We start from the raw sequence: 13,410 nt of genomic DNA on the forward strand, positions 1-13,410 counted from the left end.
GCTTACCCGATTCTATTTATATAATTTATATTGAACAATAACCTTCTTATCATCATAACACAAACATTTGTTCTCATTCAAGAAAAATCCGACCTCTAACTTGAACAATTCTTTTATTGACCTCTCGGCAAGTCTTAGTCCCTTAGTCCCTTCATTCCTTCATACCTCTTTTCACCTGCCCCTCTAGCTTCCCTAGCTTTTGCAACGTCAATTGAACCGCAATCGCATCATCCAAATATCCAATTGGAAAGACATAATCAGGAATGATGTCAACTGACAAAATAAAGTAAAGAAGAGCACTACCAATCACAGACTTCTCTAGTGGTTGAATCTCATCATGACAAAATTGGACATACATTTCTTTTAATTGATCAATAAATGGTCCTTCTCCATTCACATTCTTCACTTTTTCTTGAAATTCTTCTGTAATAATTCTGCTCCCCTCTTTAGTCTGTGCATGCTTTTCGTATTTTTCTAATTCCTGTTGTACTTGCTCTGTTGTATATTTCCAGTCGAATAAACCTGATGATTCTAGAACTTTCTGAATGTTATCAATCGAGGTATGAATATCGGATGGTAGGGGCTCTTTAGAGATTGACATCGGATAACCAGCAGCCAAAAATAAACGATCTATCGATACATCAAGACACACTCCAATTTGCTCCAAATGCTTTGGACGAGCTGCTTGTTTCCCATTAATAATACGGGAAATGGTTGCGACATTGATTTTTGACAGCTTGCTTAGTTTACGCATGGACATTGACCGTTCATGAAGCAACTTTTTAATTAATATTCCTAATTGTGCCTCTTTTGACTCGTTTCCCATTCCCCATCCTCCCTCATGTCAATTTATGAATGTTAATCTGTTTAGATAAAGTAAACATTGGGCACTGGCGATACGCACATTTTCTAAACGTTTTCGTAACATACAAATAAGAAAAAGCTTTTTCATGATATAGATAATTCTCAAGTAGTAAAGGTAATTAACTCAAGTAAGTTCATCATAATAAAGGAGTGTCTTGCAATGAATACTTTGTTGATTGTTGGTCTTGCTTCGTCTCCTAGTCTTGATCAAGTAGGTGCTGCTTTAGCATATGGGATAAGAGAACTTCATAATTCTAACGTAACAGCTATATGGATTCCTCTTATATACTTTCTTGTTAGTCTAGGTAGCATTTATTTCAGTCACTGGGTTTCACTTGTCATAGCTGGGTTCTTAGTAAGTGTGATTGTTAGTCAAATTATTTTATTAGCGATTGATCGAAAAAATGTGATGGTTCTTGAAAACATTTTTTCAAAACAGCTTTCGCATATAATAAACCCTGTTGAATGTACCTATTGTCATCAAGCTGGTCAATTTAAAGTAATACACGCAACAATCTTACTACTTGCTTTTTCGGTTTATACCTTAGTAAATAAAATACGTGCTCGTTTTCATAATCTATCTGCCATTACGATCACTTTCACGGCATCCCTTTCAAGCTTTTTTACATTATGGATGAGTGTGACTTTGGGGCGAAAAGTGAGAAAGATAAAAATTTGCTCCTTTCATCTTGGAAAATTTGGAACCTTGATTAGCGGTACAATCATCATATTAAATATAATCGAAATGTTTATGTAAATAGATATGCCTGTCTCTTTCATCATTCAAACGTAAATAGGCCGGCTTCCTGATAAGTTCAGGAGACGGTCTATTTCAAAACAAGCAGATTCAAAAATGTGCTCGAATCCTAACAATTTTCAATGCGATGCCTTTTTCTCACTAGTCAACCATTCAGCCAAGTTTATTTTCTTTAATTATTGACATATATGTTAAATATTTGAATATATAGAGGTTTTCCGGAGCAGAAAAAGAAATTCTACTATGTACGGACAAAATATAAGGAGGAGACATAATTATGAAAATGTCAAAAAACAAATTAATAGCGGCAGTAACTACTCTTACATTAGGATTCGGATTTACGATAGGAATAGCACCAGCTTTTGCTGATTCAAACCAATCCGCATTACAGCATGCTTCTATCTCTTCTATTGAGAAAGAGGAACAACAGCCTTTCACCGGCTACGTTATTTCTATTGATGATATGTACATGGTTGTGGCAAATACTTCTACACAAGAAGAAGCACTTTCCTATAAAGATAATTGGTGGAAATTAGCTTCTCAAAATAAAATTATAAGAGTTCCTGTATCTACTAATGACGATTTTGCTGTGGGTGAAAAGTTAAATGTATTTGCAACAGCATGGACTTGGTCAATTCCACCAATAGCACTTGCCTCAAAGATTGAAAAAATAGCGGATAAATAGGGTTTTTGGTAAGGCTCAGTTGTCTTTTGAGGACCAATTTGTTGTAAACGTAAGATAGGCCCCTTTTCAATTTGAAAGGGGCTCTTCCTTTGAGATATAATTTATTTTTTCTGTTTTTCTGGTACTAACTCAGTTTCTATATTGACGACGATCTTATCATTTAAAACAATACCTTTAACATTTATAATTTTATAAGAAGAATCTCTTTTTAATAATAACTCGAGCCAGCTATTATCCATGTAAATTGCAGGAGTCCCTTTTGGGAGTTTCATTTGTATTAGGATTGATTCCTGATTTCCACCTAATGGAACATTATTAAGCGCTAATGATGTGCTAATAAACCCTTTATCCGTTTTTATTTTACCTTCTAATTTCTTCAGTTTATTAATTGCATCGTGATTAACATTCCCATCCTTGGTGAATAGAGACCCAGCTGGAAGAGCAAATTCCCTCTCATCAGTTCTTCGATATACAATAAGATCATTAGGAAGCTTTGCTTCTTCTTTTTTAAAGAGACTGTCGATCCCATGAATGAACATATCAATATCAGAAATTCCGGGATGTTTGTCAACCCCTCTTAAAATCCTATTTAACATTGGACCATATGCTACATAACCATCCATAAATTTTTTGTCTTCTTTTGTCACTACAGTATCCGAAAGTTTTATTTTAGCTCCAAATTCTTTAGCAGCATCTATATCACTTTTAAAGTCTAATGGAGTTATTTGCTTTTCCTTTACTTGAGTATTAATTTCCTCAAATCCTTTTTTGCTCATGTCATCCATGTACCTAAACATTTCCGGTGAATAAGCTTTTAACACAGGTTGATAACTAGGTTCATAATAATACGCAAAGGCCTGTGCAAACACCTCTCGAAACTCATTGATGTGTTCTTTCACATATGCGGCATCAAACTCACCTTCATGAGGAGGTAGATGTGAAAGAAGTAAGGCGCTTGCATCTTCGTCTGCTTTTGCTTGATGTAGCGCATCTAAAAACGCTTCATTTGCAAAGGTACTTTCACCTAACGTGTCACGCGCGATTGCTCTTCCTATCTCATAATATACCTCTTTACTTTTGCTGTGGCTTTCCGAATACTCTTCTGTATGGATAATCAGAGCTGGGTTTTTACCACCTATTGAAAAGACAAAATGAGAATCGAAGGAAACTTCATTTCCTTCGCTATCTTTTATTTGTTTATCTTTTTCACTGAGATCCCGGAGAGTAGGATTTTCTGCAATACTTTTATCTGTCAGATGAATTTTTCCTCCCACCTTTTCATACATCTCCAATACTTCAGGTGAAAGCTTGTTTACTAGTGCTTGGGTATCCTGTAATCGCTGTTCTTCTTCACTTCTAACCTCAGTTGTTACGATTCCTTTCATAATTTCTTTCATTCTTTCTTCTCTGGACTTTTTCTCTCGTTCTTTCTTTTCTTTATCTTCTTTCTCTTTTTTTTGTTTATCCTCTTTCTTTTTATCTTCTACATCATGTATTCCATTTGCCGCATGAGTAATATAGGAAAACGTTGGAGAAGTGGCTGTTAAAGCCAACAGCATCGTAGTTGTACTCAGGACTTTCAGCATTTTATTTCTGTGTTGCATCTAAATTCCTCCTTACAGGTAGTAAATCCTAGAAGATAGTAGGGTCTAAATAGACAGCGAAAAATAGATCATCGTCTGTCCGTGTACTCGACAGTAGAAGAAAAACAACCCTCTTTTTTAGTACATCTAATATGTGATTACTATGTAAAAGAGGGCTGTTTTTGACATCTATGGTATAGAGAGAGGTTAATTTATCAACTACATGTTCATTTCATTGTACATACGTTGACTGACAACTTAATTTTTTTTAACTTGTTCTAATTCCCACTTTTGATTATCAGTGCCTTTATAATTACTTACCTGAATGTTGGACCCGTTTGAAGTACCTGAACCATCTACATCTAACACTTTAGTAGGATCTTTCTTGTTTTTTAATTTATAGAAACCATTACCTAGCGATTCAGGAATCCAAAAATGTTCTTCTTTCCCTTCAAACGGTGTAGCAAATACATTGGTTGAATTCTGATAAGCATTCCAAGCCATAATTTTATTGTTATCTTCTAAACTTCTAATTACATACGCTTGATGAGAGGCATCATATTCTAATTTCCATTTTTGATTACTGCCATTGTGCTTTTCCCACACAGTGATATTATTATTATCGTTTCTATTCCAATCAACTAGACTGTTATTTTTTACTGCTGTTTTTATTTGATAGGTACCATCCTCAATTATTCGGCTGGGTACTAACGCACCATTTTCATTAAAATAATACTTTTTCCCATCTATCGTTTGCCAACCAGTTTGTATCTCACCAAATCTATAGTAATACTCTTCCCCATCTATTGTTTCCCAACCAGATACCTCAACATCAACAGTAGGTTCATCCTTTTTTGGTGAGATTAGTATATTCATGCGAGCGTGTAATTGGACGTCATAGATATTTTCTATTTCCATGTCTTTTAATTGTTTTTCAATATTTGCAGCTGTTTCTTCATCAAACACCAATTTAAAATTATCTATACTCGTATTTTTGTAAGATAGTGTTCCGTTCTTGTCTTCAAATTCAAAAGCTAATTTGAGCGCTTCTCCTAATGTAACATCTGGTTTCGTTTGTTCGATCATGTCATCAGGATCAACGGCAGCTATTCGTCTTTCTATTTCTGAATCGTCTGGTGTTTTTAAGATCAATCGAGCAGTTGTTTCCTCAATTTGAGGGATGATATGACTCCACTGCTTATCTTTATCTACCTCAACTAATTTTGTTTTAGGATCGATTACACCTACATAACCGGAAACTTGGTCTGTTTCCAATCGCATTTGTTTTGTCTGCTCCAGAATATCAAGTTGATCCTTGTTGATTGTGATGGGACTAGACCCAAAATCGTCTTTTGTTTGTAGGGAAATGGCTGCTTGATCTTTACTTGGATAAAAACGGTCTGGTAACACTACATTTGCTAACTGGTTTTCTTTTGCTTTTATCGTTGCAATGGTATCGTTTTTACCTAGTACGAGAGAAGTAGTAGGTGCTACTTCATAGATAGGGGCCGTACCATTATTAACATATCGGATATTCGCATTGAAATAGGCAGCTTCTCCTGTATGTAGGCCTATGGATTTAGACCAGTTTTTCCCAAAACCCTCAGAGCTCGAACGATCGATGGTTACTGTCTGTGAATTGCTTTCGCTAAAATTAGTGGAAACACTTCCTCCAAAGTCAAGTAAGGAAACCTTAAGTTCAGCTCCAACAGAAGCTTCTGTGGAATGAGTATTGCTTGTGGACGTACTTCCACTGATCGTACTATTTGTATTCCCACCATTTTCCAACGCTTCATTTCTATTCTTCGAAATAATGAATTTGTCCATATGGACCTGTAAATTAGGATACGCAGCAAGTAACGGATGTCTCACTTTTACCTTCTTATCAATGATTCCTGATACTTTCGCGAAATCGCTATATGGATCAGAAGCCGTGCTCCATTTAGAAGGTGAGGATGTATATTTTGTTAACGGTTCTCCAAATTTCGTTACTTTTTTTCCATGGACTTTTTCAATCCACGGCATTAGAATAAGCTTTTTATTCTTGACATCCAAGGTATATCCTTCGATTTCTAATGAATCAGGGATGCCGTCACCATCAGTATCTTCAACTCCGTCATCAGAAGTTGCTGAAATACTTCTTTTTTTTCTACTGGATTCATTCTCGGGTTGATTTTTTATATCAGGTAGAAGTAAATTTCCCTCTGGAATGATTTCTTCCTTTCCTGCAGGAGTTATCCATTTTAGCTGTAAGCCAAATTCGTTAGCTGTAGGGGATTCTGGCTTATAGGTTATTTTTACTTTATATAGCTTCCCTTTTTCTAGGTAGATTTTTTGCGTAGAGGAGGATTGATCGATGACTTGTTGATCATCTATCCATAATATGGTGTGGTCATTATCTGACGTGGAGAAAGTGTATTCACCTGATTTTCCTGCTTTTACAAATCCTGTCCACATAGCAGATTGAAATTGTTTTAATTCATCAGGTAACATATCATCGATTTGATCGTTATCAACGGATAGATCACCAGACTCTGAATTCGAAATCAGAGCGGTTTCTTTTAACTCCTTATCAGTAAAGTAGTAGCCTAATAAGCCTTTAAAGTTAGCGTCTTGGTCGTTGATTACTTCTTTCTCGCTTGAAGCCGCATGTGATAGTTCTGGATAGGTGGTGAATTGACCGAGGAGTGCGGTTGCTAGTAAACACGTATACATTTTAGGTAATTTCATCGTATCGACTCTTTTCTATTGTAGATGTAATGAAATCTTACCAACATAAAGCATATTTCTTTATGGTTGGAATAAATTTCATTTTTTTTGTAACATTACTTTATCATTCGTTTTTTTGTTTAATAAATAGCAGAAAGTTCCTTTGATTAAGGAACTTTCTGCTATTTACAAACCATTATAATTGTGATTTTCGGCACAAAATATCTAAAACGAGTACAGAGAATACTAGGTTAATATAAAATTATTTGAGTTTTTAAATGGAGTTCTGCCCTTTTTAAAGTTAATTTATTCCCTACTTTTTGTTTCTGATTTAAAAATTCCCCATTTAAATTACTAAATAACTTACCTTAGCTCTCTTTTATTTTATAGAACTACTCTATTTTAAAAAACCTTGTCTTTCCACTACTTATGCTGTCCCTTTGCTTAACTTAAACTCATAAAACAACCAGTAGTAACTATTTAACCACAACTGAATGACTCTCCTCTTTATTAAACCATAAATTTTATATTTATTTTTGTCTCTGATAAGAGATGAAATTCGTCAGAGCGGGCGAATAAATAGGAATATTTGTTAAAGTAAAGAAGCCAGCAAATACCTTCACCAAAATACGTTTGACCATCAAAAAAACCACGGGTTCCATCTCTAAGCCATGTTTTAATGGTAGCTAGAAGTCGTTCTACTTTAGGCTCTTTTATTAAATATTCACCGCTACTACCATAGTAATAGCCATATTTTTTATTTAACTGATGGTTGATATCTGAAAGAGTTATTTCTGGTTTCATGACTAAATCATGGTCATAATCAGGAATACTTGGATATTGTTTCCCTGGTATATACCATAATCTTCGCACCCTTTGGTAACCTATAGTAATAAAAAAAACAGCCGACTCCACTTTCTTACTCGTGAAATCGACTGTTTTCTAACACGGGTCCCTTTACGTAACGTTATCAAAATAAACTTGATATTCGCCTTGTTAATAAAAAGCGATTTGTCCACTAAGCTTTAGTCATTTACTGACCTTCCTCTATTTGTGATAGGGACGAGTGGGATACATTCTCTTTTTGTCCAGACTGTAACCGATTTTCTTTTCCTTTTCCCCATAAAAAACCGATACACGCCCCTACTAACGCTGGTAACACCCATCCTATTCCTTGCTCATACAACGGAAGGTACCGATATACATCTGTAATGAACGAGACATCTATATGGCTTTGCTGCAGGGCGTCTACTAAACTAATCATAGCCGTACCCAGCAAGCTCATTTTATAAACTGATTTATATCCATTAAAAAGGGAATGTCCAAATGATAAAACGATTAAAACAATTGTTAATGGATAGATCACTAAGAGAATTGGTACAGAAAAAACAATAATTTGATTTAGTCCTAAATTAGCAATAACCATACTCGTAAAGCACACAATTCCTGTCCAAACGGTATAAGAAAAACGTGGCATAAGCTTCGCAAAATACTGTCCGCAGGAGGTTATCAGGCCAACAGATGTTGTAACACAAGCGAGTGTAAATACTGTTCCTAATAAGATCGTTCCATATTGTCCAAATAAATAAGTGGAAACAGCCGTCAAAATCTCTCCTCCATTTTGATAAGAAGGCAATAGGCTTTGGCTAACCGATCCCAAGTAACCTAGCATGAGATAAATGAGAGCTAATAGTAAACCAGCAAATACTCCTGTTCTCATGGTAAGACGGGCAATTTGTTTTTTATTAGAAATATTTTTTCTCTCAAAAGCTGCAACGATAACTCCTCCAAATAGTAATGCAGCTAGTGTATCCATTGTCATATAACCTTCCATAAAGCCTTTAAATGTAGCGGACTGTAGATATGCCTCAGCTGGTTTTCCAAAATCGCCAATCGGGTGAAACTGGCTTTGTATAAAAATTATTGTAATCATGGTAAGTAAAATAGGTGTTAAAATTTTTCCAATCCGAGCAAACATTTTGGAAGGATTGAGACAAAGCCAAAAATTAATAGCAAAATAAATGAACGTATATACAGATAAAGTGAAAGAATTGGCGCGCAAAAAATCAGGTAAAAAGGGTACAACTCCCATTTCAAATGCAACGTTACCTGCACGAGGTATAACTAAAAAGGGTCCCAAGCATAAGTAAGTTGTCAAGGTGAATATCACAGCAAAAATAGGATGAACTCGATTCGTTAAAACATCTAATCCCCCACTTTTAGCAATCGCGGTTACCCCTAGGATAGGCAGACCGACAGCAGTAATTAGAAAGCCAAGCATAGCCTGCCATAAATTCTCTCCTGCCGAAAAACCAAGTCCCGGTGGGAAAACTAGATTACCTGCTCCAAAAAATAAAGCGAATAACATAAGTCCAATATACAACTGTTCCTTCCATGATAACTCTTTCATTTTTTCTTCTCCTTTTTATCAATAAATAAAACCCCCCACCTTATCATCAAAAAAATGATGACTGAGGCGAGAGGTTCGCGGTACCACCCAGTTTCTCTAATCCACTCACGAGGATTAGACATTATGAAGTCAGAGACTTTCATCCGATAACGTGGATCATCCGGTGTATATTACTTTGAGCATCTACTTTTTTACATGCTTTTCACATACACAGCTCATAGGCGACTTCGGAAAAAAGATAGTGACCGTTCTCTCAGCCGTGGAACGGATTTCTGTGCATCTAGGGCCTCTTCCTACTACTCCTACTCATTGCAAGTAATGAAAATATGAAATTTTGCATCATTTATAAAAAATAAAAAACCTCAGAACGAAATGACATGTATCATCTCATTCTGAGGTGTATATTTTACACGGTACCACTCAGCTTTCTTGCTTTTTCACAAAAACAAGCTCTGTAAGTCAATATTATGACTCAAGTCTTTTAACGAGACTAACCGTTACTCACTACTCGTTCTTCCTCATTCTTTGGCGAGTAAAGCTCAAAGGTGACATTCAATAATCAGTCCGTCACCACCCTTCCAGCCTAGGGGCGGCTCTCTATCACATACATGATTATCTACTATCCTTCTCAATGCTTTTCATATGAATTGTAACAAACATTCAAACTTAGTTACTTTTTATTAATTATAGCCAGCTTTTTTCTGGTGTCAAGCTGTATGTTGTTATTTCTGCAACGAAAGGAAAATGGTTAAACAGTAGATGCTTTATACTCATGCTCCTCTGAAAGACTTGTTTGCATCTTATATAAGCGAGAGTAGAAACCATTTTGCTTAAGAAGTTCTTCATGGCGCCCATGCTCAACCACGTTTCCTTGATCTACAACGTAAATCATATCAGCATCCTCTACTGTTGAAAGGCGATGTGCGACGATCAATGTTGTTCTATCCTTCATCAGTTCCGCTAAGGCTCTTTGCACCCAATACTCCGATCCCGAATCCAACGCTGATGTCGCCTCATCCAATAAGAGAATGGGCGCATTTTTTACAATTGCCCGAGCAATGGCTATTCGTTGGCGCTGACCACCAGATAACAGGGCACCACGTTCCCCTACACGCGTTTCATAGCCATCTGGCATATCCATAATAAAATCATGTGCATATGCTGCTCTAGTAGCTTCAACGATTTGCTCATGAGTGGCATCTAGTTTTCCATAGCGAATATTCTCTTCAATTGTTCCCTCAAATAAATAGGCATCCTGTGGAACATAAGATATCAGATTTCTCATTTCTTGAAGTGTATATTCTCCAATTGTTTTGCCAAATAGGCAAATGGCGCCGCTTTTTGCTGGATAATAACCCAGTAATAATTTAATCACTGTGCTTTTTCCACTTCCACTTGCTCCTACAAGAGCAGCCGTTTCTCCCTCTTCAATCGACAACGAAAAATGATCTAACACTTTAGCGTCGGGATCATATTCAAAAACAACCTGATTCATTTCTAATACCTTGTCCTTTTGATGTGGTAGATCTTCGGATAAGGCTGAATAACGTTCAGGTTCAATTGGTTCCTGAAGGAGTTCGATTACACGAGAAGCACCTGAAAGAGAGCTTTGTAAGATAGATAAAACCTGTCCCAGGTGAAGAAATCCTAATGTTACTAATAGTTGCTGTTGAATGATCGCTACAAGAGATCCTACACCAATTACATCCTGTGCAACCATAATGATCCCAAATACCAGCATTCCACCAAAGCTTAAAAAGTTAATGAAAAAGTTGGTTCCTTCTAACAAAGCATTTTTGTGTCCTTGTTCAATGGTAGACGCTGTTACCTGGTCATTCATTTCGGTGTAACGTCGCGTTACGACACGATGCAAATGGAACATTTTAACAATAGGGAGTCCTGCTAAAAAATCATTCAATCGTTCCGTTAAAACTCCTTGTTGTTGCTGCGTTTTATCACTTATCTTGCGCACTGATTTAGCAAATCGTGTATTAATATAGAGAGTTACTCCACTTAGAACGACCAGTACGGAGGCAAATCTCCAATCTAATAGAAACATGCCTATCAAAGATCCTACTAAAGAAAATAGAACGATCGCAATCGTCTTCACATGCTCTGAATACGTTCGCTCCATTGTCAGTAAATCATTACTCAATCTGGACATAATATCTCCTGAATGATGCTGTTCATAGTACCGGGATGGAAATCTCCCTACTTGTTTAAATAACATAAGTCTCACATCAGCCATTACTTCTTTGACTGTACGACGATATATATAACTAAATGTAGGTGACAAGATACTTACTAGAAGTAGTGTCCCACTCACCATGATTACTGCTCGAATTAACAAAGTAGTATCCTTGCCGCTTGCAAAATCCGTTAAATCCTTAAATACAAACGGTAAAACGATCACGATACCAGCTTGAATAAAACCATCGCCTAACATACCAAAAATATATTTCTTCTTTCTAGCACCCATAAAAGATAGCAGATATACAAGTTCGTTCAGCCATTTTTTTATGAACATGAGTATACCTCCTCTTCTGCCATCCTTCCATGCTCTTCAGCAATAAATTGCTTTTTGTATAGTCTCGCATACACTCCATTTTTTGAAAGTAGCTCATTATGTGTCCCACTCTCGACAATATGTCCTTTATCTACTACCAATACCTCATCAGCATCTTTAATTGTTGAGAGGCGATGAGCAACAACGAGAACCGAACGATTTCTCATCATCTGTTCTAGTGCTTCTTGTACCATTGCTTCAGATTGGGTGTCTAATGCGGAGGTTGGTTCATCTAGTAGTAGGATAGGTGCATCTTTTAAGATAGCCCGAGCAATTGCAATGCGCTGTTTTTGTCCTCCTGATAATCGTGAACCTCTTTCCCCAACGATCGTTTCGTAACCTTCTGGAAGCTCCATGATGAACTGATGAGCATTTGCTACTTTTGCCGCGGCGATGATCTCATCTCTTGTAGCATCTTGTTTGCCGAATGCTATATTTTCGGCAATCGTAACTGGAAAAAGATATGTTTCTTGAGAGACCAAGGAAATATACTTTCGCATGTCGGTAGGGTTCCATTCCCGCAGAGTGTGCCCGTACACAGTAATGCTGCTGTCTTCATTTTCATGTGTTATAGGGTAAAAACCACATAATAGTTTTAAGATTGTGCTTTTTCCACTACCACTAGCGCCTACTAATGCGATTGTTTTATTTTCAGACAAGGTAAAGCTAACCCGATCCAATATTTTTTCATGACCATCATAGGCGAATGATACATTTTTAAAAACAACTGGTTGTGTATGTGGGTCCATGTCCAATCGAGGCTTATCCTCTTGTTCAATCGGCTGTTCTAAGATGTCGAACATACGTTTCGATGCGCCCGATACCTCTTGTACTTGTGCAAATAATACAGGCATGAGAGAAAGTGGCTCTATAATATAGTTAAGCAAATAACTGAACAAGACTAAATTTCCTAGATCTAATTCCCCAGTTTGAATTAAGTATCCTCCGTATGCTACAAAAAAGACGATTGGAGCAGAGAAAAGCAACATACCAGGGGCAGTCATCCATGCTCGCTTCTTTTCTACCAAAATTCCTTTTTGCAAAATGTTAGCCATAGTAGACGAATATTTCTCAAATAACACATCCGCTAAATTAAAAGCTTTTACCATATGTATACCTGACACAGTATCTTGGGCTATTGAGTTAGCTTTTCCTAGGTGCTGTTGTAGTTCTTCTGTATATTTTCGGAGCGGTTTACTCAAAACACCCATTATTAAAATTGCTACTGGCAAAATAGAGATACTTAACACAACTAATTTCCAATTGGTAGAAACTAACAAACAAAGGGCACCAACAAAAATAACAGGCATATAAAAAATTTGATAGAAATGTTGTTGCAAAAAATTCTGCAATAACGTGGCATCGTTTGTTAAACGAGAAGTAATATCTCCCGTATGATATTTTTCAACCGCAGAAATAGGCATTTTTTCTATGTGATAGGTAACATTATTTTTTAAATCTCGTAGAGCATTTGCGCTAAATTTTACAGCTGAATATTTTATGAAATATTTTGAAATAAAACCGACAATCGTTAATCCGAAAATCAAGGTGGCGAAGCTTACTAGCTTTTGATAGTCATTTGTATTTTCTACCATCGTTCTAATTAAGATTCCCATCCAAATTTCGACTGTCGCTACGATCAGAGAAGTAACGATACAGAGAAAAACCCAAAAACGATATGGTCTGACATGCGTTAATACCCACTGGAACACAGGTTTTTTTAGGGGTGTTTGCTCTTGTTTTTGAAAATTCATCTGCTGCTCCTCTCGAAAAGATAAATAGTGATTCCCCCTACAAATACGAATCCTTTATAGGGGAAATCACGAAAACTACACT

Annotated in this window: 9 protein-coding genes and 1 other annotated feature; of the genes, 2 read left to right on the forward strand and 7 right to left on the reverse strand. The window is 36.5% G+C overall.

The features are described 5' to 3' along the window. Positions 1 to 151 precede the first annotated feature (151 nt). Positions 152 to 826 (reverse strand): DUF1232 domain-containing protein, encoded by a 675-nt coding sequence (locus ACQV1I_RS13185; RefSeq protein WP_116334610.1) that lies wholly within the window; start codon positions 824 to 826, stop codon positions 152 to 154. A 198-nt stretch (positions 827 to 1,024) separates the two neighbouring features. Here ACQV1I_RS13185 and ACQV1I_RS13190 point away from each other — a divergent pair, with 198 nt between their 5' ends. After that, complete coding sequence (locus tag ACQV1I_RS13190) at positions 1,025 to 1,621, forward strand: hypothetical protein (RefSeq protein WP_104068004.1); 597 nt, start codon at positions 1,025 to 1,027, stop codon at positions 1,619 to 1,621. A gap of 277 nt (positions 1,622 to 1,898) precedes the next feature. Then, entirely contained in the window at positions 1,899 to 2,306 is a 408-nt protein-coding gene (locus ACQV1I_RS13195; RefSeq protein WP_116334609.1) for a DUF3221 domain-containing protein, read from the forward strand. Positions 2,307 to 2,407: 101 nt separating this feature from the next. Here ACQV1I_RS13195 and ACQV1I_RS13200 read toward each other — a convergent pair whose 3' ends face one another. From ACQV1I_RS13200 to ACQV1I_RS13225, 6 genes are all read right to left on the reverse strand, one after another. Next, positions 2,408 to 3,910 (reverse strand): anthrax toxin lethal factor-related metalloendopeptidase, encoded by a 1,503-nt coding sequence (locus ACQV1I_RS13200; RefSeq protein ID WP_116334608.1) that lies wholly within the window; start codon positions 3,908 to 3,910, stop codon positions 2,408 to 2,410. Between the two features lie 237 nt (positions 3,911 to 4,147). Then, entirely contained in the window at positions 4,148 to 6,619 is a 2,472-nt protein-coding gene (locus ACQV1I_RS13205; RefSeq protein ID WP_438769323.1) for a binary toxin-like calcium binding domain-containing protein, read from the reverse strand. 489 nt (positions 6,620 to 7,108) lie between these two features. After that, positions 7,109 to 7,513 carry a hypothetical protein gene (locus ACQV1I_RS13210; RefSeq protein ID WP_161555134.1) on the reverse strand — a complete coding sequence of 135 codons (405 nt, stop codon included), beginning with the start codon at positions 7,511 to 7,513 and terminating at the stop codon, positions 7,109 to 7,111. 118 nt (positions 7,514 to 7,631) lie between these two features. After that, positions 7,632 to 9,008, reverse strand: a complete 1,377-nt coding sequence (gene brnQ, locus ACQV1I_RS13215; protein ID WP_094701706.1) for a branched-chain amino acid transport system II carrier protein — start codon at positions 9,006 to 9,008, stop codon at positions 7,632 to 7,634. A gap of 390 nt (positions 9,009 to 9,398) precedes the next feature. After that, positions 9,399 to 9,649 (reverse strand) — a binding site (T-box leader). A 107-nt stretch (positions 9,650 to 9,756) separates the two neighbouring features. After that, positions 9,757 to 11,535, reverse strand: a complete 1,779-nt coding sequence (locus ACQV1I_RS13220; protein WP_116335224.1) for an ABC transporter ATP-binding protein — start codon at positions 11,533 to 11,535, stop codon at positions 9,757 to 9,759. Continuing rightward, entirely contained in the window at positions 11,526 to 13,328 is a 1,803-nt protein-coding gene (locus ACQV1I_RS13225) for an ABC transporter ATP-binding protein (RefSeq protein WP_116335223.1), read from the reverse strand. Before ACQV1I_RS13225 ends, ACQV1I_RS13220 begins: the two co-directional genes overlap by 10 nt. Between the last annotated feature and the right edge of the window lie 82 nt (positions 13,329 to 13,410).

Origin of the sequence: Brevibacillus sp. JB24b, from assembly GCF_051713385.1 — a bacterium.
In the GTDB taxonomy this organism is placed as follows: domain Bacteria; phylum Bacillota; class Bacilli; order Brevibacillales; family Brevibacillaceae; genus Brevibacillus_B; species Brevibacillus_B laterosporus.